This is a genomic window from Collinsella sp. Sow4_E3 (genome assembly GCF_052116285.1).
Taxonomy (GTDB): domain Bacteria; phylum Actinomycetota; class Coriobacteriia; order Coriobacteriales; family Coriobacteriaceae; genus Collinsella.
On sequence record NZ_JBQKLJ010000004.1, the window covers coordinates 68,037 to 89,524 of the forward strand.

At 60.2% G+C, this 21,488-nt stretch carries 21 protein-coding genes; 20 read left to right on the forward strand and 1 reads right to left on the reverse strand.

All coding sequences use genetic code 11. From position 1 onward, the window contains the following. Positions 1-22 precede the first annotated feature (22 nt). The 19 genes from ACTQ48_RS04275 (at position 23) to ACTQ48_RS04365 (ending at position 17,975) form a co-directional block, all read left to right on the forward strand. Positions 23-1,372, forward strand: a complete 1,350-nt coding sequence (locus tag ACTQ48_RS04275) for a replication-associated recombination protein A (protein WP_118237456.1) — start codon at positions 23-25, stop codon at positions 1,370-1,372. A 100-nt stretch (positions 1,373-1,472) separates the two neighbouring features. Further along, positions 1,473-2,063 carry a hypothetical protein gene (locus ACTQ48_RS04280; RefSeq protein ID WP_441056195.1) on the forward strand — a complete coding sequence of 197 codons (591 nt, stop codon included), beginning with the start codon at positions 1,473-1,475 and terminating at the stop codon, positions 2,061-2,063. Continuing rightward, positions 2,056-2,433, forward strand: coding sequence for an ATP-binding protein (locus ACTQ48_RS04285; protein ID WP_154515503.1), 378 nt, complete (start codon positions 2,056-2,058; stop codon positions 2,431-2,433). Before ACTQ48_RS04280 ends, ACTQ48_RS04285 begins: the two co-directional genes overlap by 8 nt. Before the next feature lies 1 nt (position 2,434). Next, entirely contained in the window at positions 2,435-3,226 is a 792-nt protein-coding gene (locus tag ACTQ48_RS04290) for an RNA polymerase sigma factor SigF (RefSeq protein WP_427717298.1), read from the forward strand. Beyond that, a complete protein-coding gene (locus tag ACTQ48_RS04295) occupies positions 3,223-4,632 on the forward strand; it encodes an AI-2E family transporter (RefSeq protein WP_441570215.1) in 1,410 nt (469 codons plus the stop codon). The genes ACTQ48_RS04290 and ACTQ48_RS04295 overlap by 4 nt, the downstream gene beginning before the upstream one ends. A 148-nt stretch (positions 4,633-4,780) precedes the next feature. Continuing rightward, entirely contained in the window at positions 4,781-7,438 is a 2,658-nt protein-coding gene (gene alaS / locus ACTQ48_RS04300; protein WP_441570216.1) for an alanine--tRNA ligase, read from the forward strand. A 17-nt stretch (positions 7,439-7,455) separates the two neighbouring features. Beyond that, positions 7,456-7,884 (forward strand): Holliday junction resolvase RuvX, encoded by a 429-nt coding sequence (gene ruvX, locus ACTQ48_RS04305; protein ID WP_441570217.1) that lies wholly within the window; start codon positions 7,456-7,458, stop codon positions 7,882-7,884. Then, entirely contained in the window at positions 7,877-9,310 is a 1,434-nt protein-coding gene (gene mltG, locus ACTQ48_RS04310) for an endolytic transglycosylase MltG (protein ID WP_441570218.1), read from the forward strand. Before ruvX ends, mltG begins: the two co-directional genes overlap by 8 nt. 2 nt (positions 9,311-9,312) lie before the next feature. Beyond that, on the forward strand, positions 9,313-9,810 hold the full coding sequence (locus ACTQ48_RS04315) for a YqeG family HAD IIIA-type phosphatase (protein ID WP_441570219.1): 498 nt from the start codon (positions 9,313-9,315) through the stop codon (positions 9,808-9,810). A gap of 8 nt (positions 9,811-9,818) precedes the next feature. Continuing rightward, positions 9,819-10,352, forward strand: coding sequence for a shikimate kinase (locus tag ACTQ48_RS04320; protein ID WP_154515515.1), 534 nt, complete (start codon positions 9,819-9,821; stop codon positions 10,350-10,352). Next, complete coding sequence (locus ACTQ48_RS04325) at positions 10,349-11,458, forward strand: hypothetical protein (RefSeq protein ID WP_441570220.1); 1,110 nt, start codon at positions 10,349-10,351, stop codon at positions 11,456-11,458. The genes ACTQ48_RS04320 and ACTQ48_RS04325 overlap by 4 nt, the downstream gene beginning before the upstream one ends. A 132-nt stretch (positions 11,459-11,590) precedes the next feature. Next, entirely contained in the window at positions 11,591-12,721 is a 1,131-nt protein-coding gene (locus ACTQ48_RS04330; protein WP_441570221.1) for a M24 family metallopeptidase, read from the forward strand. 159 nt (positions 12,722-12,880) lie between these two features. Next, a complete protein-coding gene (gene efp / locus ACTQ48_RS04335; protein ID WP_154515524.1) occupies positions 12,881-13,444 on the forward strand; it encodes an elongation factor P in 564 nt (187 codons plus the stop codon). 24 nt (positions 13,445-13,468) lie between these two features. Further along, positions 13,469-13,831, forward strand: a complete 363-nt coding sequence (locus ACTQ48_RS04340) for an Asp23/Gls24 family envelope stress response protein (RefSeq protein WP_427793770.1) — start codon at positions 13,469-13,471, stop codon at positions 13,829-13,831. Positions 13,832-13,834: 3 nt separating this feature from the next. Continuing rightward, the gene (gene nusB, locus ACTQ48_RS04345) at positions 13,835-14,419 is read left to right on the forward strand and encodes a transcription antitermination factor NusB (protein ID WP_427717322.1); all 585 of its coding nucleotides are present in this window, start codon (positions 13,835-13,837) and stop codon (positions 14,417-14,419) included. A gap of 2 nt (positions 14,420-14,421) precedes the next feature. Next, positions 14,422-14,688: an exodeoxyribonuclease VII small subunit gene (locus tag ACTQ48_RS04350; RefSeq protein ID WP_154515533.1), complete on the forward strand. Its 267-nt coding sequence runs from the start codon at positions 14,422-14,424 to the stop codon at positions 14,686-14,688. A gap of 8 nt (positions 14,689-14,696) precedes the next feature. Beyond that, on the forward strand, positions 14,697-15,500 hold the full coding sequence (locus tag ACTQ48_RS04355) for a TlyA family RNA methyltransferase (protein ID WP_441570253.1): 804 nt from the start codon (positions 14,697-14,699) through the stop codon (positions 15,498-15,500). Continuing rightward, positions 15,497-16,357, forward strand: a complete 861-nt coding sequence (locus ACTQ48_RS04360) for an NAD(+)/NADH kinase (protein ID WP_427728169.1) — start codon at positions 15,497-15,499, stop codon at positions 16,355-16,357. The genes ACTQ48_RS04355 and ACTQ48_RS04360 overlap by 4 nt, the downstream gene beginning before the upstream one ends. Further along, positions 16,347-17,975 carry a DNA repair protein RecN gene (locus ACTQ48_RS04365; RefSeq protein ID WP_441570222.1) on the forward strand — a complete coding sequence of 543 codons (1,629 nt, stop codon included), beginning with the start codon at positions 16,347-16,349 and terminating at the stop codon, positions 17,973-17,975. Before ACTQ48_RS04360 ends, ACTQ48_RS04365 begins: the two co-directional genes overlap by 11 nt. A gap of 220 nt (positions 17,976-18,195) precedes the next feature. Here the strand turns inward: ACTQ48_RS04365 and ACTQ48_RS04370 are convergent, their stop codons facing one another. Next, a complete protein-coding gene (locus ACTQ48_RS04370; RefSeq protein WP_427795869.1) occupies positions 18,196-19,053 on the reverse strand; it encodes a MurR/RpiR family transcriptional regulator in 858 nt (285 codons plus the stop codon). Between the two features lie 271 nt (positions 19,054-19,324). On the opposite strand from ACTQ48_RS04370, the gene ACTQ48_RS04375 reads away from it, so the two are divergent. After that, positions 19,325-21,334 (forward strand): fructose-specific PTS transporter subunit EIIC, encoded by a 2,010-nt coding sequence (locus ACTQ48_RS04375; RefSeq protein WP_441048795.1) that lies wholly within the window; start codon positions 19,325-19,327, stop codon positions 21,332-21,334. Positions 21,335-21,488: the final 154 nt, after the last annotated feature.

The following is a 21,488-nucleotide window of genomic DNA, read 5'->3' on the forward strand; positions in this document are numbered from 1 at the left end:
TTGATTGATGCACGGGATGGTTATGGACGACCTTTTTTCTGCTTCGACGCGCGAGCGTTCCTTTCAGAATGCGCCGCTTGCGGTGCGCATGCGGCCCAATTCGCTCGACGAGTACGTGGGCCAGCAAAAGGCCGTCGGTAAGGGCTCGTGGTTGCGTGCCGCGATTGAGCATGACGTGCTGTCGAGTGTGATTCTGTATGGGCCGGCCGGTACGGGCAAGACGACACTGGCCCACATTATCGCCAACCATACCAAGAGCGAGTTTGTTGAGGTCAGCGCCGTGACGGGCACTGTGAAGGACCTGCGCCGCGTGATTGACGAGGCCAAGACGCGCCTGAATACGTACGACCGTCGCACCATTCTTTTCATCGACGAGATTCACCGCTTCTCCAAGTCGCAGCAGGATGCCCTGCTGCATGCGGTTGAGAACCGTACCGTCATTATGATTGGCGCCACGACGGAGAACCCGTACTTCGAGGTCAACTCGGCGTTGCTCTCGCGCGGTCGCGTGGTGGAACTTGAACATTTAAAGGACGAGGATATCGCCACGCTTATCGAGCGTGCGCTCGAGGCGCCGCAGGGTTTGAACGGCAAGTTCTCGGCCGATGAGGATACGGTTAAGACCATCTGCACGCTGGCTGCGGGTGACGCTCGCTCGGCACTCACGACGCTCGAGCTTGCGAGCGAGATTGCCGTCACGCGTCCCGATACCGAGGGAACGCCAGCGCCGGCGGCGGGGGAGCGTTATCCCATTACCGTGGATGACGTAAAGATTGCCAATCCGCGCCGTGGTTTTTCGTATGACAAAAACGGCGACATGCACTACGACATCATCAGCGCGTTTATTAAGTCTATGCGCGGCAGCGACCCCGATGCCACGATCTATTGGCTCGCGCGCATGATCGATGCGGGGGAGGATCCTAAGTTTATCGCTCGCCGTATTATGATTCAGGCTTCTGAGGATGTTGGCAACGCCGACCCGCAGGCGCTATTGGTGGCGCATGCCGCGTTTAAGTCTGCCGAGGTCATCGGTTATCCCGAGTGCCGCATTAACCTGGCTCAGGCTGCACTCTATGTGTGCTTGGCGCCAAAATCCAACGCGTGTGAGGCCTCGATTGATGCGGCGTTGGCCGATATTCATTCAAGTGGGCTGCGCGAGGTGCCGAGCTATCTACGCGATCGTCATCGCCCGGGCAGCGACGAATACGGTGTGTATAAGTATCCGCATGATTATCCCGAAGGCTGGGTCGATCAACGCTATTTGCCCGAGGGGCTGGAGCGCGGTGCGTTTTGGCAGCCTGCCGGCCGCGGCTGGGAAGAGTGGCGTGTAGAGCAAAGCGAGCGCGACCGTAGCGGGAATGCACCGAAGTAGCTGCTGGTAATTTTGTCTCACGTTGCTGCTTTTGGCATGTTCGGTCCCCTTTGGGGTACCATGAACAGCGTCTGTATTTCGATTCCTTCGGGAGGCTTGTATGAGTCCCATCCAAATCGCCCTGCTGCTGCTCGCCGTTGCCGGCGTGTGGGCTGTCATCGAGCTCGCGCTCACGCTGCGAAAGACCCGCACTGTCGTTGATTCGCTCGACAAGACGGTGAGCGACCTTAACAACACCATTGCCGAGGCTCAGCCCGTGGTAGCAAAGCTCGATGGCGCCGTCGATGAGCTCACCCCCGCGCTGGCGCAGGTTGAGCCGCTCCTCAAGTCGAGCAAGACCGCCGTCGACGCCCTTACCTCCAATCTCGTAGAGGTCGAAGCCGTGGTTCGCGACATTTCCGAGGTTACGGGCAGCATGGCCGAGGCCAGCAATGCCGTGTCGAGCGTGACCGACTCTGCGGCCGGTGCCGTTCAGAAACTCTTTAACAAGGTGAAGGCTCCCGCGGTCGACGCCGAGCGCAATCTTTCCGCTGCCGCCGAAGCCGAGCAGCCGACCGAGCGTGTCCTGATTGGCGAAGCCGGGGACGATGCCGCTGCTGGTGACGATGATGCACAGAAGCCTGCTGCTAAAGCAGCCCGGTATTACACCTACACGCCCGCCGAGACCTCCGAGGAGTCCTGCGATGAGTAGTGAAGCAACTTGCTCTATCACGCTGACTGTTGCCGGGGATCCGCGTCTGGCACGCTTGGTGCGCATGACGGCGGCTAATGTCGGCGCTCTGTGTTCCATGTCCGTCGATCGTATCGAGGACATTCGTATGGCTGCCGAGGAGGCCTTCATCTTTGGCTGCACGGCCGTTGATTCTGACGTTATCTCGATCAAATTCGATGTCGACGAGTCTCACGTGGGCATGACCTTCACCTTTGGCGACCAGGCGACTGTCGATGAGGATGACCAGGCCGCCGTATATGCCGAGCTCATTCTGGCAAGCGTGTGCGATTCCTACGAAAAGACTGCGGCGCCTCTGACGCTTTCCCTCGATCTCAAGGCGGATATCTAATATGACCGAACGTTCCCGGAGCGGTAAGACCGCTTGGGACAAGGAGAAAACCCGCGAGCTGTTTCGTCGCTACAAAGAGACCGGTGATCCGGACGCCCGCGAGCAGCTCGTCATGTCCCATATGAACCTGGTAAGGTTTCTTGCCAACAAATTTAAGAATCGCGGCGAGCCGCTCGACGACCTCATGCAGGTCGGCTATCTGGGTTTGCTCAAGGCTATCGACCGCTTTGACCCCGAGCGCGGACTTGAGTTCACCACGTTTGCCACGCCCACCATCTTGGGTGAGATCAAGCGTCACTTCCGCGACAAGGGTTGGAGTGTGCGCGTTCCGCGTCGCCTACAGGAGCTCTCTGCCAAGGTTAACCAGGCCACCGACAAGCTCACTAACGAGCTGCAGCGCTCGCCTAAGGTGGAGGAAATCGCTGAGTACCTAGACGTGACCGTTGACGAGGTGCTGGAGGCCATGGAATCGTCCTCGGCCTATACCTCGGTGCCCATCGAGGCCCCCGGTGCGTCCGATTCTGACGACGCGCCTTCAATTCTCGACCGTTACGCCGACGACGACAACGAGCTCGACTTCACCGATGACCGCCTGGTGATTGAGGAGGCCATCCGCGATTTCTCGCCGCGCGAGCGCGAGGTTATCGAGCTGCGTTTCGTAAAGGGCATGACCCAGATCGAGATCGCCAAGAAGCTGGGCATCTCGCAGGTGCAGGTCTCGCGCCTGCTGCGCCGTACCCTTAAGAAAGTTCAGGACAAGATCGACCCCGACGGAGTGATGGTTCGTTCATGAGTGAACACCCCCAACAAACCGATCGCGCGCTGCGCGATACCCGTATTCTGACGCTTCGCATTTGGGCCGTCGTCGGCTGCATTGTCATCGCCGCCGTCATCTTTAACCTTATGGGTATCTTGGCGCCGGTTATCGAGTTTCTAGCTGTTGGTTCCATCATCGCTTTTGTGATGTCGCCGATTACTAACTGGCTCGAGCATCACGGCGTCAACCGTGGCATTGGTTCGCTTATCGCGCTGATCGTGGTCGTTGCTGTGCTCGTCGGTGTCGTTTGCATCTTGTCGCCGATTCTCTTTGGCCAGATTATGGAAGTCCTGAGTCGCCTGCCTGAGCAGCTTCGTGTTGCGGGCGGTGATCTCAACGAGATGGTCTCGCATGCCAAGACGCTCAACAACACGCCGCTCAAAGAGTTTCTGGACGATAATCTTTCTTCGCTGGTTACCGTGGCGTCCAAGTATGTGTCTCAGATTGCCGCCGAGCTTGGTCGCGGTGTATTCCCGTTCATTACCAATACGGCCTCGCAGCTGTTCGTCATCTTCCTCGGTCTGGTGCTTGCCTATTGGTTGGCCTGCGATTATCCCCGTATGCACCACGAGGTCTGCACCATCATTGGTCAGGAAAAGGAGACCTCGTACCGCTTTATGGTTGCCATCCTTTCACGCTCGGTCGGCGGCTATATGCGTGGCATGGTCATCACGTCGATTTGCGGTGGCTTTTTGGCCTTTATCGGCTTTACGCTCATTGGCCATCCCTACGCGGCGCTCATGGCCATCTTTACGGGCATTATGCACTTGGTCCCGGTTGTCGGTCCCTGGGTGAGCGCCGCGATCGCCACGGTGCTCGGCTTTATGTTCAGCCCGATGCTGGCGTTATGGACCTTGATCGTGACTATGGTGGCACAAAATGTCACCGACAACGTCATTTCGCCTAAGGTCATGCAGAGCTCGGTCCAGGTGCATCCCATCATGAGTCTGACGGCCCTCGTTATTGGTTCGGCACTCATGGGCCCCATCGGCATGGTCATCGCCATTCCGCTGTGCGCGGCCCTCAAGGGCATTTTCGTCTACTACTTTGAGAACGAGACCGGCCGCCAGCTCGTGGCATACGACGGGGCCGTGTTTAAGGGCACGCCCTATCGCGATACCGAGGGCAACCCGGTTGCCGCCTATGACGCGCTTGGAGACGATACGTTCATCTATGAGTCCGAGCTCATCGGTAACGAGACTGCGCCCGAGGCCCAGGCCATGCCCAAACCCGAGCTCGATAACCCCTGGATCAAGCTCTCGGGCCTTCAGCCCGATGCTACGGGCTTTTTCAAGAATCCCTTCGCCAAAGACGACGATTCCAACTCGGACGACGATACCAATACCGGCATCGACGGTTCCATGGACGATGATGAGCAGTAAGTCATTTCAAGTTCAAGTTCATAGGCAATAACGTGCAAATTCGCTGGAGGGTCGCTGTTTGGCGGCCCTCTTTTTTGCACTTGCGCGGTGGGATGGTAATATCGTTACGTTTGAACTGTTTCGATGTGAAACCGAGGAGATTCCCTCTATGAGTGCTGACTACCCGTCAATGACTACGGCTGAGATTCGCTCTAAGTTCCTCAACTTCTTTGAGGAGCGCGGTCTTAAGCTCTATCCTTCTTCGTCCCTCGTCCCCGACGATCCTTCGCTGCTGCTTGCCAACGCCGGCATGAACCAGTTTAAGGAGTATTACCAGGGCAAGAAGACCATGAAGGAGATCGGCGCTATCTCCTGCCAGAAGTGCGTCCGCACCAACGACATCGACTGTATCGGCGAGGATGGTCGTCACCTGTCCTTCTTTGAGATGCTCGGCGACTTCTCCTTTGGCGGCGTCTCCAAGCAGCAGGCCTGCGCTTGGGCCTTTGAGCTCATCACCAAGGAGTTCAAGCTGCCGCTCGACCGCCTGTACTTCACCGTCTTTACCGAGGACGACGAGACCCATGACGTGTGGCGCTCTCTGGGCGTTGCCGAGGATCACATCTCGCGTCTGGGCGAGGACGACAACTTCTGGGCCGCCGGCCCCACCGGCCCCTGCGGTCCGTGCTCCGAGATCTACTTTGACATGGGCGAGGAGGTCGGCTGCGGCAGCCCCGACTGCAAGCCCGGCTGCGACTGCGACCGCTTCCTGGAGTTCTGGAACCTCGTGTTTACCCAGTACGACCGCCAGGAGGACGGCTCCATGCCGGAGCTGCCGCACCGCAACCTCGATACGGGCATGGGTCTGGAGCGCATGGCCGCTATCATGCAGCACAAGACCGCTAACTACGACGGCGATCTGATGCAGCATCTTATCAAGCTGGGCGAGGAGATCAGCGGCAAGACCTATGACGCCGACGATTACTCCGGTGCCAGCCGCTCGCTGCGTATCATCGCCGATCACTCCCGTGCCGTTGACTTCATGATCTCGGACGGCATCCTCCCCGGTAACGAGGGCCGCGAGTACGTCCTTCGCCGCCTGCTCCGCCGCGCCGTGTTCCACGGTCGCCTGCTGGGTATCGAGGGCGCCTTCCTGACCAAGTTCATCGACGAGGTCAACGCTCAGATGGGCGAGGCCTATCCCGAGCTGCTCAAGAACGTCGCGCTCGTCAAGGGTATCGTCGCCTCCGAGGAGGAGCGCTTCTCCACGACGCTCGACAACGGCCGCGTTTACCTGGACGAGGCCCTGGCCGCGCTCGCCGACGGCGCTGTCCTTCCGGGCGATGTTGCCTTTAAGCTGCATGACACCTTTGGTTTTCCCATCGACCTGACCGTCGAGATCGCCGGTACCGCTGGCCACGACGTCGACATGGACGGCTTTACCGCCTGCATGGAGGACCAGAAGGCCCGCGCCCGCGCCAACGCCAAGGGCGACGCCTGGGGCAGCTTCAACGACGTGTGGGTCGAGCTTTCCGACAAAGTTGCCGCGACCGAGTTCGACGGCTATGACAACGACGTCATCGAGGGTGCCAAGGTTGTCGCCATCGTGCGCAACGGCGAGTCCGTCGAGTCCGCTGCCGCCGGCGAGGACGTCGAGGTTGTGCTCGACCGCACCCCGTTCTATGCCGAGATGGGCGGCCAGCAGGGCGACGCCGGTAAGCTATCCGCCGAGGGCGTTACGCTGACGGTTGCCGACACCAAGAACCACAACGGCCTGTATGCCCACGTCGCCCACGTTGCCGAGGGTACGCTGACCGTCGGCGCTACCGTGACCGCCGCGCTCGACGCCGAGCGCCGTGGCTTCCTGCGCCGCAACCACACCGCCACCCACCTGCTCGACGCCGCGCTTAAGCAGGTCCTGGGTGAGCATGTCTCCCAGGCCGGCTCGCTGGTGACGCCCGAGCACCTGCGCTTTGACTTCACGCACTTTGAGGCCCTGTCCTCCGAGCAGCTCAAGGCTGTCGAGGACCTGGTCAACCAGCAGATCTTCGCTTCCAAGCCGGTCGTGAACCGCGTCATGGGCATCGACGAGGCCAAGGCCGCCGGTGCTGTCGCCCTCTTTGGCGAGAAGTACGGCGACGTTGTCCGCGTCGTTTCCGTAGGCGCCGAGGACCAGCCGTTCTCCCGCGAGCTCTGCGGTGGCACGCATGCCGCCAACACTGCCGAGATCGGCCTGTTCAAGATCATTTCCGAGTCCTCTACGGGCTCCAACGTCCGCCGTATCGAGGCCGTGACCTCTAAGGGTGCCCTCGATTACATGGCCGACCGCCTGGCACTCGTTGACGCCGCTGCCGCTGCGCTCAAGTGCCGCGTCGACGAGGTTCCCGCCCGCGTTGAGAACCTGCAGGCCGAGCTGCGCGAGACCGCCGGCAAGCTCAAGAAGGCGCTCACCGGTGGCTCCTCCGACGCCATTTCCAGTGCCATCGACGGCGCTGTCGAGCTCGACGGCTACAAGCTCGTTGTCGCCGAGCTCCAGGGCCTTGAGGCCGCCGACCTGCGCAACGTCTGGGACACCGTGCACCAGAAGGTCGCCGGCCCTGTCGCCTGCGTCGTCGCCAGCGTGACCGAGAAGGGCACCCCGGCGCTGCTCGCCGCCGGCTCCGATGATGCCGTCAAGGCCGGTTTCCACGCCGGCAACGTGATCAAGCAGATTGCCGGCCTGGTCGATGGTCGCGGTGGCGGCCGTCCCAACATGGCCCAGGCCGGTGGCAAGAACGCCGCCGGTATCGCCGATGCCCTCGCGGCCGCTAAGACCGCGCTGGGCGCCTAAGAACCGAAGTAGTCGCTGTGGTCGCGCTCGCACTGGACATAGGGGAAACCAGGATTGGCATTGCCGTCTCGAGCCGTGATGGCAAGATGGCGATGCCCGTCAAGGTACTCCTGGCCGCCGAGGTCACCGGTATGGCCAAGACGTTCCGTTACCTGGTCGAGGACTATGAGCCCGATATCCTGGTAAGCGGACGTCCCTTGACCATGGCCGGCGAGCCCGGCCCCCAGGCCGAGCGCGTCGCCGCCGTGGCGCAAAAGATCGCCGACGAGCTCGATCTTCCGTTGGAGTTTGAGGACGAGCGTCTGTCCTCGCAAGAGGCAAAGCGTATCTTGCGCGAGCAGGGCCTCAACGAAAAGCAGATGAGGGGCAAGATTGACATGATTGCCGCCAGCCTGTTTTTGCAGACGTGGCTCGATCGTAAAAACGAGGAGGTTACGCATGCCTAGCGCTTCCGATCCGCGCCAGCCGAATCGTACACGTCAGGCCGCGTCGCGCCCTGCCCAGCCTGGCCAGCGTCCGGCACAGCCGACGCAGCGCGCAGCTCAGCCTGGCGCGCGCCCGGTGCAGCCCTTTGCTCGTTCGGCTCAACCTGCTCAACGGACGGGTCAGCAGCCCACTGCTCGTTCGGTTCAGCATCCGGCTTCTCGCGCGGCACAGCAGCCCACTGCTCGTACGGCCCAGCCCGCAGGCGGTACCCGCTTTAAGCAGCAGGCACCTGTCCGGCGAACGCAGGCTACCCAATCTCATTCGCATCATGCTCGCGGTTTGCATGGCGTTGCTCCGGCGACCCGCTCGAGCTACGACACGCGTGCTCGACGCGGTGCTCAAAAGAAGAGTTCTCCGGTTCCCATGATCATCGGCGTTGTGGTGGCGGTGCTCGCGCTTGCTGTGATCGCTTTCTTTGTCGTGCCGGCCGTCAAGGGCTTCTTTGCCGGTGAGGATACGAAGGTTACGGCTGGTCAGCAGGTTACGGTGACCATTCCCGACGGTGCTTCGGGCGACACCATCGCCTCGATCCTCTCCGAGAACCATATCGTCGAAAATCCCAAGGATTACTATGCGGCGGTCAAAAAGCTCAATGCCGATATGTCGCTCAAGCCTGGTACCTATTCGTTCACCACATTCATGGATGCGACCAAGGTTGTTCAGCAGCTCATGGAAGGCCCCAATGCGGGCTACAATGCGCTTACTATTCCCGAGGGTCTAACGGTCGATCAAGTCGCCGACCGTGTGGCCCAGGCCTACGACAGCATCTCTAAGGAAGACTTCCTCAACCAGGCCAAGGCCTCCAACTACGTGGACGACTATAGCTTCCTTAAGGGCGCCGCCAACGATTCGCTCGAGGGTTTTCTGTTCCCCAAGACCTATTCGCTGGGCAAGGACCCGAGCGCCGATGACGTTATCCGCGCCATGCTCGATCAGTTCAACACCGAGTACAAGTCTCTCGATTTTGCCGGGTGCGAGGCCAAGATCAAAGAGCGTTACGGCGTGGAGATGTCCGATTACGACATCATCAATCTCGCTTCCATCGTTGAGCGCGAGGGTCTCAACGCCGAGCAGCGCGCACATGTCGCCTCGGTCTTCTACAACCGCCTTGCCGGCAAGCTCGATGGTCTGCGTTATCTCAACAGCGATGCGACCATGATGTATGTCACCGGTGGCGAGGTTTCCGCCGACGACCTGCAGAGCGATAGTCCGTACAACACCTATAAGCACGAGGGTCTGCCACCCACGCCCATCTGCTCCCCGTCGCTCGAGGCACTCAAGGCCACGCTTGAGCCGACCGACTCCGATGACCTGTATTTCTACATTACGCAGGACGAGGAGTACTTCTCGCAAACCTACGAAGAGCACCAACAGTCTTGGAATTAAACATGAGGATTTTCAGCCCCAAACGATATGTTGCATCCGTCGACCGCATCGACCTTGATACCCTGTGGGCCGACGGCAAACGCGCCATTCTGCTCGATCGCGATAACACCCTGGTGCCGCGCGACACCGAGCAGGTTCCCGCCGCGGTTTCCGCTTGGCTCGACGCCGCCCGCGCCAAAGGCTTTAAGCTGTGCATGGTGTCTAACAACTGGCATCGCGACCAGGTCATGAGCTCTGCACGCGAGCTGGGACTCGAGGCAATTAGCCACGCCATGAAGCCGGCTCCGTTTGCCCTCATGGCGGGTCTTAAGCGCCTCGGCGCCACGGCCGACGAGGCGGTGCTGATCGGTGATCAGCTCTACACGGACGTATGGAGCGGCAATTTCGCCGGCGTCGATACCATCCTGGTAAAGCCGCAGGCCACTCAGGACCTGTGGTATACGCAGATCTTCCGTATCTTTGAGCGCCGGGCCCTGCGCGACCTTCCCTGCGAGGAATAGGTCTCGCTATGTCCCAGCACACCAAACACGGCTGCGACCATATCTTCTTTATCGGCTTTTTGGGCGCGGGCAAATCGACGCTTGCGCGCAACGTGGGCACTATGTTCAAACGTCGCTTTATCGATACCGACCGCCTTGTCGTGCGTCGTTGCGGTAAATCGGTGACCGAGATTTTTGAGACCGAGGGCGAGGAGCGTTTTCGTGAGCTTGAGACCTCGGCGCTCCGTTCGCTCCAAAGCGAGCGCAGCCTGCTGGTTTCCTGCGGCGGAGGTATCGTCGAGACTCCGGTGAATATTGAGCTTATGCACCAGATGGGTATCTGTGTGTATCTCGAAGGTGACTTTGAGGATTCGATTCGCCAGATTCGTCGGTCCGACACGCGTCCCGATTTCCGTTCGCCCGAGCATGCCGCGCGCCTGTTTGAGCATCGCCGTCCGCTATATCGCCAGGCCGCCGATATTACCCTTGATATTCGCAACAAGTCTTTCGAGGACGTTTCCTACCTTTGTGCCGAGATGCTTTTGGAGCGTGGGCTGCTATGATTCGCCGTCAACTGATCAATTTCCAAAACCGCAGTGTCGATGTCCGCGTCGGATTGGGCGCGTTCGAGGAGCTGTCGCGCATGTTTGCCTCGGCTGTGGGCAAGCCTAAGCGCGCGTTGGTGGTTTGGAGCGACGCCACGTCAGAGCGTTTTGGCGAGGTCGTCGAGCATGCGCTGGTTGATGCCGGTTTTGTCGTGTCGCAGCTCCCACTCGAGATTTCGCCTGCTGGTGCCACGCTGGCCGATGCCGATGCCATCTTTGGCGCCCTATCTGCCAACGGCATTACCTGCGACGATCTGGTTGTCGCCGTTGGTGATGCCGCAACCTGCTCGGTTGTTAGCTGGTGTGCTAATCAGTGGTGCGGTCGCACCGAGTGCGCCTTGCTGCCGACAACGTTCGACGCCATGCTCACGGTCGCGACGACCATGAAGCCGCTCGTCGCCTCGTCGTCGAATGCGCTTCCCGCTATCGCGTTCCGTCCCGAATCGGGCTTGGTCGTGTGTGACCTCGACCTTGTTCGCGAGGCGGACCCCGAGGATCTCAAGCTCGGCTATGTGGTGCTTGTTGGCACCATGCTTTCGAGCAGCAAGTCCCGCTGGAATCAGTTTACCGAGACTGTTCCCGAGATTCTTTCCGGCGAGGAGGTCGCGCTCGTCAATGCTGTGCAGTGGTCCCAGACCGCGCGCAAAGACGTGCTCATGGCCACGAACCCCAGTGCTCGCCATGCACTCGATTTTGGTAAGACAGGGGAGCGCACCCTTCGCGCCTGCCTGGGCGAGGCCGCGGCTAACGTTCCCGCATACCAGCTCCTTTCCGAGGGTATGCGCTTTGAGGCGCGCCTAGCACATGATGCCTGCGACTTCGATATCGACAATGTGTTTGATCTCGACGATTGCCTGGAGGACTTTGGCATCGAAGAGCTTGCCTTCGACTTGGAGCCCACCGCGTTTATCGAGGAGTTCCGCAAGCAGCAGTTTGCCCGCTCAAACCGCAGCATGCTGCCGCTGCCCGCGGCGCTCGGCGCCATTCGCCTGACAAATGTCGAGGACGAGATTCTCGAACGCCATGCGCAGGCGTATCTGGCTTCTCGCAAGGAACTTTTTTAACTTTATTGACATCCATCGTCTTTCGTATCATTTTGAGGGACGGGTTTTCAATCGGTTGCGAATCGCTTGTGGTTCGGCTATTCGTTTGAAGCTCGTCCTGCTCTTTTTGAGGACAATAAGAAAGGAATCTGAATGTCTGAGTTTGCTGCCGGTCCTGCCGGTCGTATCGAGCGTGTCCGTGCCCTGATGGTCGAGCGCGGCTACGATGCTATCGTCGTGCGCGATGAGGCCAACCTCCGTTGGCTCACGGGTGTGAAGGGCGTCTTCGATTACACCTTCGAGTTTCCGCACGCCGCATTTATTACGGCCGATCAATGCCTGTTCCATACCGACTCGCGCTATCTCAACAGCTTTGAGGAGAACACGCCCGCCGGCAGCCCCTGGGTCTACGACATGGACGAGGGCACCATCCCCGGTTGGGTTGCCGACAAGATCGCGGCCAACAAGTGTCGTGTCTGCGCCGTCGAGGATGACATGCAGATTAACTTTTACCAGGGTATTCAGCGTGGTCTTGAGGATCGCTCCGTCGCCTGCATGCTGCCGCTGATGCATGACGACATTCGTAAGATGCGCGCCATCAAGGATGCCGAGGAGATCGAGCTCATGCGACACGCGCAGTCGATCACCGATGCCGCCTTCCAGCACATGCTCGGCTTTATTAAGCCCGGTATGACCGAGAAGCAGGTCCGCAACGAGCTCGAGAACTTTATGTTCGCCAACGGTGCCGACAGCTTGGCCTTTGGCTCCATCGTCGCGAGCGGTCCCAACACCGCCAACCCGCATGCCGTCCCGAGCGACCGTGTCATCGAGAAGGGCGATTTCGTCCTCATGGATTATGGCGCGGGCTACTGCGACTATCGCTCCGATATGACGCGTACCGTCGTGATGGGCGAGCCCACGCAGGAACAGCTCGACCTGTACTTGCTCGTGCGCCGCACCCACGAGGAGTGCGTCGCCGCTATCCATCCGGGCGTCGAGGGTAACGATATCTTCAAGCTTTCCAAGAAGATCATCGGCGATGCCGGTTATGGCGATTACTACAACCATGGCCTGGGCCATGGTGTCGGTATCGACATCCACGAGCTGCCCAACTTCAACCGCAGCAAGAACATCATCGAGGTCGGCTCGGTTGTCACCATGGAGCCCGGCGTCTACCTGCCCGGCGTGGGCGGCGTGCGCTTGGAGGATTACGGTGTTGTCACCGAGAACGGCTATGAGCCCTTCACCAAGACCCCGCACGACTTGCACGTCATCGACTGCTAAGCCATTCAGTTCGATTTTGGAAGCGGGGCGTCCGAAATGATTCGGGCGCCCCGCGTTCTCTTTTTATGCGCTCGCCGCAGGCGCCGCCTGCAAGTGTATAATTTCGCTCGTATGTAATTTGGACGCTAGTGCGTTCTACCCATAACAAGAAAGGTCGCTATGCCTACCATTTCTACCGCCGACTTCAAGAACGGCCTCGGTCTCCGCATTAAGGACAAGGTCTACACCATCGTCGAGTTCCAGCACGTCAAGCCGGGCAAGGGCGGTGCTTTTGTGCGCTACAAGACCCGCGATATCAAGAGCGGTCGTGTCGTCGAGAACACCTGCAACGCCGGTACCAAGTTCGAGAGCGTCATGCTCACCACCCGTGAGTTCCAGTACCTCTACAACGACGGCGCCGACTACATCTTCATGGACAACGAGTCCTACGAGCAGGTTCCCGTTCCCGAGGACATGGTGGGCGAGAACTCCAAGTGGCTGCGCGAGAACGACACCTGCCAGTTGCTCTTCGCCGACGACGAGCTCATGGGTGTGACCCCGCCGATGTTCATCGAGACCACCATCGTCCAGACCGACCCGGGCTTTAAGGGCGACACCGTTCAGGGTTCCACTAAGCCGGCCACCATCGACACCGGTGCTGTCATCCAGGTCCCGATGTACCTCAACGAGGGCGAGGTCATCAAGGTTGACACCCGCGACGGCAAGTTCGTCTCCCGCGTCTAGCAACCAACTCTTCTAGGAGGACTCATGCCCCAGGAAATCAAGATTGACGGCATCGGTATTTCGCCCGATGTTCTGACCGCCATCGTCTCGCGCGCCGTCACGGATGTCGAGGGCATCGCCTCCGTGGGCGTCAAGGACCTTGCCACCAACCTTGTCTCCATGATGTTTTCGTCCAAGGCCCCGGCTTCCGAGCCGCCGGTAGAGGCCGAGGTCATCGGCGACAAGCTCGCACTCACCGTGCGCGTCGTGGTGTTCTTTGGCTATCCGTTCAAGAAACTCGCCGAGGCCGTTCGCTCCGCCGTGGTCGCAGCTATCGATGCCCAGGTAGGCGTCGAGGTCGAGCGCGTTGACGTTTGCATCGACGGCCTCGTTTTCCCCAAGGAGTAACCTTTGAGCCTTAAGGTTTATCGCGGGCGTACGCTTGCCCGCAGTCAGGCGCTGCAGCTGCTGTTCCAGGCCGAGGCCACGGACAGCCCGCTCGAGCGCGTCCTCGAGGGCGATTTCCTGATCTCGAAGGGTCCCCTCGACCCCTACGCTCTGGAGCTGTGCCGCGGTGCCTACGAGTATATCGACCGCATCGACTGCGCCCTGCGCTCCATCGCCAAGAACTGGGACCTTATGCGCATGCCCGGCGCCGATCGCAATCTGCTGCGTATCGCCGTCTATGAGATGCGCTTCCTCACCGACGAGGAGGTCTCGGACGCCATCGTGATCAACGAGGCTGTAGAGCTTGCCAAGGCCTATGGCACCGACCAGTCCGCGTCGTTTGTCAATGGCGTGCTGGGCAAGATCGCGCGTAGCGAGGAGCTGCCGGGCGAGGACCTGTATCAGGAGCTGCTGGCCGAGGACCGCGCCCGCGAGGAGGCCCAGGCCGCCGAGGCTGCCGCCAAGGTTGCAGCCGCTCAGGCTGCGGCCGGCGTTCTCGACGAGGGTGCCGAGGTCGCCGAGGTCGAGACCGGTACCGTCGAGGAGTAGCCATGCCAGAGGGTTCCGTCCGCAACTTCGACGAGATCTCGGACCGCTTGGACCAGATCATCGCTACCGTTCGTTCCAAGGATACGTCCTTGGAGCGTTCGCTCGATTTGTTTGACGAGGCGATCGAACTTGGCTCCCGTGCGGTCGATATGGTCGACAAGTTTGAGTTGACGCCTCGTGAGGCCGATAAGCTCGAGCAGGAATACGATGAGGATGCGGCAAACGAATCCCAGGATAGCCAGGCCGCGTCTCCGGATACGAATGGTTGATGGCATTCATGAAACGCGTGCGTCTCGATGACGAACTGATTTCACAGGGCATCTGCGCCGATCGCGCGGATGCCCTTCGCACTCTTATGGCCGGCTTGGTCTCGAGTGGCGGCGAGCGTTTGACCTCGCCGGGCCTTAAGGTGACGCCCGGTCTGCCCCTGCACGTGAAGGGCCGTATTCCCTACGTGGGGCGCGGCGGGCTCAAGCTCGAGGGCGCGCTCGATGCGTTTGGAATCGATCCCATGGGACTTGCTTGCCTCGATGTGGGCTGCTCCACGGGCGGCTTTACCGATTGCCTGCTCAAGCGTGGCGCCGCAACGGTCGTTTCGGTCGATGTGGGTCGCGCACAGTTTGATTGGTCGCTGCGCCAAGACGAGCGCGTGACGCTCCATGAGCGCACCAACGTGACACAGCTGCCCGAGCTTGGATACGGCGGCGCTATCGACTTGGCTGTCTGCGATGTGTCGTTTACGAGTATCGCGCATATCATCGACGCCGTGTTGGCGTGCCTGAAGCCTTCGGGTTCGTTCTGCACGCTCGTAAAGCCGCAGTTTGAGGCGCCGGCTGCGCTGGTGGGCGAGGGCGGTATCGTGACCGCCCCCTCCGTCCGCCGCGATACGCTTATGGCGGCGATTGAGCTCTTTGCCGCCAAGGGCCTGTTTCCGCTCGACGTGTGCGTGTCGCCCATCCATGGCGCCAAGGGCAACGTCGAGTTTTTCCTGTACGGCACGAGGTTTGCCTCTGGCGAGCGTGCCGACGATGAGCTGCAATCACAGGTAACGGCTTTGAGCGAGAAAGCTGCAACGCTATGAAGGTCTTTCTGGTTCCCAATTACTACAAGCAAGAGGCGGTCGAGAGCGGCCTAATGCTCGAGCTTTGGCTTTCGCGCCAGGGTTACGAGGTCGCATGGGCTGCCGATCAGCGTTCCAAGATCCAGCGTGCGCCCGATGTTGACGATGCCGACCTGGTCATTACGCTCGGCGGCGACGGCACGCTGTTGCGTGCCGCCCGCATTCTCAACTACCGCGAGATCCCCATTCTGGGCCTTTCCTATGGTCATTTGGGTTTTTTGACTGCTGCGAGCCCCGAGGATCGCGATATTTTGCAGGTCGTGAGCGATGCCCTTTCCGGAGAGCTCCATGTGAGTCGCCGCGCCACCCTCGCCGCGGATATCGTTTCGGTACGCGAAGATGGCACGAAGGATGTCGTGCGCACGTTTGCTCTTAACGATATGGCGCTTACGCGCGGGCCCCTGTCCGATATGGTTGAGTTTGACATCACGGTGTCTGGCCATCATATCGACCGCCTGCGCGGTGACGGCGTCGTCGTTTCGACAGCGACCGGTTCCACCGGCTACGCGCTTTCCGCCGGCGGCCCCATCGTCAGTCCCGATTACACGGGCATGGTTTGCGTGCCCATCGCCCCACATACCATTCAGGCTCGCGCCTTTTTGACCTCGCCAAGCGATGTCGTCGAGATCTTTATGTCCGATGACCGCCCGAGCGTGCCTGCGATCGCCATCGATGGACAGTTTATTACCTGCGATGGCACGGTCGAGAGCGTGGCCGTGCGTCGCGGTCCCGGCGATGTACTGCTGCTGGATTACGGCCCCGAGAGCTTCTATAACTCGGTGAGCCGCGTGTTCTACGGAGTGCGTCATGATCGATGAGCTGCAGGTTTCCAACATTGCCCTCATTCGCGAGGCGACGTTGGTTCCGAGCGCGGGCTTAACGGTTCTGACCGGCGAGACCGGCGCCGGTAAGACTGCTTTGCTCTCGGCGCTTAAGCTCATTTTGGGTGAGCGCGCGGATTCGTCGACGGTGCGCGAGGGCGAGACGCTTGCCAACGTCGAGGCGCGCCTGTTTGACGGCCCGCACGATACGGAGGGCTTCACCGTGCAGCGCAGCCTTTCTGCCGAGGGTCGCAGCCGCGTAAAAATTGACGGCCGCATCGCCAGCGTGCGTGAGCTTTCGGAGCGCGTCGGCGTGATGATGGATCTTTGCGGCCAGCACGAGCACCAGCGCCTGCTCGACCCGGCGCATCATGTTGCCATGGTCGATGCATGGGCGGGGCGCCCGGCGCTCGAGGCGCTCGATCGCTATCGTGCTTGCCTTAAGGCATCTCGCGCGGCTGCCAAAGAGGTCCGTCGCGTCGAAGAGGCCTCACGCGCGCAGGGGAGTCGTGTCGAGGAAGCGCGCTTCGCTCTGGAGCGTATCGCCGAGGTCGACCCCAAGCCGGGTGAGTATGAGGAGCTCGAGGAGCTGCTGCCGCGCTCCGAGCATGCCGAGGTGTTGGTGGCAACGGCCAACGATGCCCATGCGTCGCTTGCTGCCGAAGGGGGAGCACTCGATGCCGTGAACAGTGCCGTCGCGGAGCTTTCGCGCATGGCTACTGTCGATCGCAAGCTGGGTGTTATCGCCGATGCGCTTTCGGATGCCTGCATCTCGCTCGAGGATTGTGCCAATGAGCTGCGCGCCTATCGAGATGGGGTCGCCTTCGATCCGCGCGAGCTGGCTCGTATGCGCGAGCGGTATTCCGATCTTAAGGGACTTTTGCGTCAGTGGGGTCCCACCATGGACGACGTGTTTGCCATGCGCGATAGCTCGCGAGAGCTGTTGTCGCTGGTAGACGATGGTGATGAGCAGATTAAGAAGGCGCGCGAAGCGCTTGGCGCGGCAGAGCGCGAACTGTTCGCCGCCGCCAAGGCACTTAAGCGTGCACGCAATACGGCAGCCCCGCGCTTTTGTCACGAGGTTGGCCGTCAGATGGCGCGCCTGGAGATGGGCGGCGCCGAGCTCGTTTGGGACTCGCGCGATCTTCCGCGCGCCGAGTGGACGCCGGCGGGCCCTTCGAGCTACGAGCTTTTGTATCGTAGCGGTGCCGGATTGACGCCGCGCCCCCTGCGCCGCATTGCGTCCGGCGGCGAGCTGAGCCGTGTCATGCTGGCGAGCAAGGTTGTTTTGGGTAACGCGGACGGCGTGGATACGTTGGTGTTCGACGAGGTCGATGCCGGTGTTGGCGGCTCTACTGCACGCGCCCTTGCGAGCGTTCTGGCAGATCTTGCCGCAACGCATCAGGTGATTGTCGTAACGCACCTGGCGCAGGTCGCCGTCATGGCCGACAAACATTACGTGGTGAGCAAAGAGCCGGGCGACGTTCCCCAAACCCATCTGGATGAGGTGGCCGGGGACGCCCGTACCGCAGAGATCGCCCGTATGCTGAGTGGCGATCAATCGGAGGCGAGCTTGGCGCATGCTAAGCAGATGCTCGAGGAAGCGCGTGCTTAGGCCGAGCCGTTACATGTATGTTCGACCCGGCCGCCACGAAACCGGCCCATCTACTACGTTTAATAGGCTATCGGCAACCACGCCTTGAATTGCAAAAAGAAAACCGCAGGTAGAACGCCTGCGGTTTTTCTATTTTCGGTATGTGGTTGGGCCATACTGATAAAACGTAGTAGATGGGCCGGTTTCGTGGCGAGTGGCGTTTGTCGGCTCGCCAAAATTTCTATTCCACGACCTTATCCGGCTGGATAAGCTCCTCGTAGTAGCTAATGTGCTCTCGGGCGTCCTCGATTTCGGGCAGCAGGAAGTTGTAGATAACCTCGATGATCATCGTGGCGCTGATCTTGGAGAACGCAAAGTCGCCCGTGGTGAGCAGCGCCTCGTGGTTCACGGTATTAAAGGTGTAGTCGGCTAGGCGAGCAAGCGGAGACTTGCTGTCGCTGCTGATGACGACTACGGTGGCACCACAGCCTCGAGCCGCTTTTGCCATGCGATTCAGTCGACGCGACTTGCCAGAGTTCGAGATCAGCACGATAACGTCGCCGGGGCGCAACGTGAGCGCAAAGCCGATTGATGTCTCGCTGATGGTGCTTGACATACAGCGAAGGCCCAGTTGCGAAAACTTAAACGTCGCGTCAAGCGCAACGGCGTTGGTATTACCTACGGCTGCAAACTCGATAGCCCCTGCGTTCTTAAACGCGTGCACGACGGCTGCCAGTGTATCGTGATCAATGCCATCGATGGTCGCATTGAGTTCACTGACCTTTGCGGCGAGGATGTTTTTGAGGCTCTGCTCCATATTATCGAGCGAGACCTCGTCTGTGAGGCCTTCACTGCGCTGACTCTCCAGATCGCGCGCCAGCGAAAACTGAAAGCTGCGAAAGCTTCCAAAGCCCAGCTTGCGGCAGAAGCGCGAGACGGTGGCCTCGGAGGTTGCGGCGGCGCGCGAGAGTTGCGCGGCTGTTAGGAGCGGTGCCTCGGACTGGTGCTCTAGGATATAGTCGACAATGCGCTGCTCGGACTCGCTGTATCCCTTGTGCGTGCTAATAAGGGAGAGTGCGCTCTTGCTGCTATCGGACATGGATGACTCCTGGTTGGCATTAAAAGCTGTCTTGTTGTGTGCCGCTCTAGTATACGGGGATTTCAATTACAAGATACACCTTGCTGTTTCAAAAGTTGATGGTAAACTTTCATCGACCGTTTACGGTTGTGAAAGAACCTTTCACCGGAGAAATAGGCTTGATTGCTTCTCATATAAGCGGTGGCTTGGTATCTTTCAGGAGTGGAAAAGCGCGCACCGTAGCGCGTGTAGGGGAGCGCCCGCGGGCGCAGTACTCAAGAAGGAGGGACACATGGCTAAGTTTGACATCATCGCCGCCACCGGTTGCCCGACCGGCATCGCGCACACCTTCATGGCGAAAGAGGCGCTGGAGAAGGCGGCTGCCGAGCGCGGTCTGACCATTAAGGTCGAGACTCATGGCCAGGTCGGTGTCGAGAACGAACTCACGAAGGGTGAGATCGCCGGTGCCAAGGCCGTCGTCGTCGCAGCCGATAAGGATGTCCAGGCGGAGCGTTTCGCCGGTAAGCCCATGGTTTCCGTCGGTGTTTCCAAGGCCCTGTCCGTCGAGGCTGCCGGCAAGCTGATTGACCGTGCTCTCGCCGCCAAGGGCGACGACACGGTTGCGGCTGCTGCCGATGTCGAGGATGAGGTCGAGGAGAAGGAGTCCATCGGTCACATCATCTATAAGCACCTCATGAACGGCGTCAGCCACATGCTGGTCTTCGTCGTTGCCGGTGGTGTTCTGACCGCCGTTTCGTTCCTGTGGGGCATCACGTCCTTCGATTCGACGGCTGCCGACTACAACAGCTTTGCCGCTATGCTCAAGATCATCGGCGGCATCGCCATGAACCTCATGGTTCCCGTGCTTTCCGCCTATATCGCCGAGTCCATCGGCAAGCGCCCGGCGCTCGTTCCCGGCTTTGTCGCCGGTATGATCGCCATCCAGGGCCTGCCCGTTAATGCCGAGACCGGCATGATCGATGCCGGCGGTGCCGGCGTGGGCTTCGGCTTCCTGGGCGGCATCGTCGGCGGCTTCCTCTCTGGCTATGTCATCCTGCTGCTCGAGAAGGTTTTTGCCAAGCTGCCCAAGAACCTGGACGGCCTCAAGGCTATCTTCCTGTACCCGCTGTTCTCGACCGCCATCGTCGGTCTGGTCATGCTCGGCATCTCCGGCCCCATGGCTGCCATTAACACCGCCATGATGGACTTCCTCAAGGGTCTGTCTGCCTCTGGCGCTGTTGTCCTGGGTCTTGCCATTGGCTGCATGTGCGCCTTTGATATGGGCGGCCCGGTCAACAAGGCTGCTTACGTCACCGGTACCGCTATGCTCACCGAGGCCTTGGCTGCCGGTGTCGGCACCGACACCTATAACTTTGGCACCAACTTCATGGCTGCCGTCTCCGCCGCCTGCATCGTTCCGCCGCTGATCACCACCTTCGCCGTCATCGTCGGCAAGAAGTACTTCAGCCAGGAGGATCATGACGCCGGTATCGTCAACCTCATCCTTGGTTGCACCCACATCACCGAGGGCGCCATTCCGTTCATGACCAAGAACATCTGGCCCGTCATGCCCATCATGATGCTCGGTTCCTCCATCGCCTCGATTCTGACCATTATGTTCAACGTCCACGATCCGGCGCCTCACGGTGGTTTCCTGGTCCTGCCCGTTGTCGAGAACGGTCCGCTGTGGGTCCTCGCGATCCTCATCGGCGCCGTGGTCGGTGGCATCCTGTTCGTTGCTTTCAAGAAGTATGACTTCGAGAAGAATCAGAAGGCCGCTCCCGCCGCTGCCGCTAAGCCGGTCGAGGCTCCCAAGGCCGCTGCCGTCGAGGCCCCCAAGGCTGAGGCTTCCGACTTCGTGAAGGTCGAGAACGTTTTTGTCGCCGAGGATTTTGCTTCTCGTGACGAGGCCCTGAGCTTTGTCTCCAACCAGGCTGTCAAGGCCGGTATCGCTGACGACGCCGACGCCGTAATGAACGCCTTCCTGGCCCGCGAGGCCGAGGGCACCACGGGCATGATGGAGGGCTTCGCTATTCCGCATGCCAAGTCTGATGCCATTACCGAGGCCGCCGTCATCGTCGTCAAGGACGACTCTGGCGTGACCGGTTGGGACACCATGGACGGCGCTCCCGTCAACGTGGCTATTGCCCTGCTCATCCCCGGTGCCCAGGCCGGCACCACGCACCTCAAGATCCTGTCCAAGGTCGCCGAGGCGCTCATGGACGAGGGCTTCCGTGCCACCGTTAAGGGTTCCACCGACGCTGCCGAGATCGCTAAGACGATCAACGCCCGTCTGGTCTAATCCCGCAGCTTGCGAATAACATCGCCCCCTGTATATAAGGCGGAGACTCCAACAGGGGTCCCCGCCTTTTTTCAAGTTACCCGGTACTGAGGGACATTTCCTTCCTGCCGACAGTTCGGGATACTCCTCAGTTCACAGGAGGGTATAGACAACC

What these genes read in the sequence shown, in the direction of transcription:
- ACTQ48_RS04360 (WP_427728169.1), top strand. Translation starts at nt 15,497, where the DNA reads ATGAAGGTCTTTCTGGTTCCCAATTACTACAAGCAAGAGGCGGTCGAG.
- ACTQ48_RS04375 (WP_441048795.1), top strand. Translation starts at nt 19,325, where the DNA reads ATGGCTAAGTTTGACATCATCGCCGCCACCGGTTGCCCGACCGGCATC.
- ACTQ48_RS04275 (WP_118237456.1), top strand. Translation starts at nt 23, where the DNA reads ATGGACGACCTTTTTTCTGCTTCGACGCGCGAGCGTTCCTTTCAGAAT.
- mltG (WP_441570218.1), top strand. Translation starts at nt 7,877, where the DNA reads ATGCCTAGCGCTTCCGATCCGCGCCAGCCGAATCGTACACGTCAGGCC.
- ACTQ48_RS04355 (WP_441570253.1), top strand. Translation starts at nt 14,697, where the DNA reads ATGAAACGCGTGCGTCTCGATGACGAACTGATTTCACAGGGCATCTGC.
- ACTQ48_RS04350 (WP_154515533.1), top strand. Translation starts at nt 14,422, where the DNA reads ATGCCAGAGGGTTCCGTCCGCAACTTCGACGAGATCTCGGACCGCTTG.
- ACTQ48_RS04365 (WP_441570222.1), top strand. Translation starts at nt 16,347, where the DNA reads ATGATCGATGAGCTGCAGGTTTCCAACATTGCCCTCATTCGCGAGGCG.
- ACTQ48_RS04320 (WP_154515515.1), top strand. Translation starts at nt 9,819, where the DNA reads ATGTCCCAGCACACCAAACACGGCTGCGACCATATCTTCTTTATCGGC.
- ACTQ48_RS04325 (WP_441570220.1), top strand. Translation starts at nt 10,349, where the DNA reads ATGATTCGCCGTCAACTGATCAATTTCCAAAACCGCAGTGTCGATGTC.
- efp (WP_154515524.1), top strand. Translation starts at nt 12,881, where the DNA reads ATGCCTACCATTTCTACCGCCGACTTCAAGAACGGCCTCGGTCTCCGC.
- ACTQ48_RS04285 (WP_154515503.1), top strand. Translation starts at nt 2,056, where the DNA reads ATGAGTAGTGAAGCAACTTGCTCTATCACGCTGACTGTTGCCGGGGAT.
- ACTQ48_RS04330 (WP_441570221.1), top strand. Translation starts at nt 11,591, where the DNA reads ATGTCTGAGTTTGCTGCCGGTCCTGCCGGTCGTATCGAGCGTGTCCGT.
- ACTQ48_RS04280 (WP_441056195.1), top strand. Translation starts at nt 1,473, where the DNA reads ATGAGTCCCATCCAAATCGCCCTGCTGCTGCTCGCCGTTGCCGGCGTG.
- ACTQ48_RS04290 (WP_427717298.1), top strand. Translation starts at nt 2,435, where the DNA reads ATGACCGAACGTTCCCGGAGCGGTAAGACCGCTTGGGACAAGGAGAAA.
- ACTQ48_RS04315 (WP_441570219.1), top strand. Translation starts at nt 9,313, where the DNA reads ATGAGGATTTTCAGCCCCAAACGATATGTTGCATCCGTCGACCGCATC.
- ACTQ48_RS04295 (WP_441570215.1), top strand. Translation starts at nt 3,223, where the DNA reads ATGAGTGAACACCCCCAACAAACCGATCGCGCGCTGCGCGATACCCGT.
- ACTQ48_RS04370 (WP_427795869.1), bottom strand. Translation starts at nt 19,053, where the DNA reads ATGTCCGATAGCAGCAAGAGCGCACTCTCCCTTATTAGCACGCACAAG.
- ACTQ48_RS04340 (WP_427793770.1), top strand. Translation starts at nt 13,469, where the DNA reads ATGCCCCAGGAAATCAAGATTGACGGCATCGGTATTTCGCCCGATGTT.
- alaS (WP_441570216.1), top strand. Translation starts at nt 4,781, where the DNA reads ATGAGTGCTGACTACCCGTCAATGACTACGGCTGAGATTCGCTCTAAG.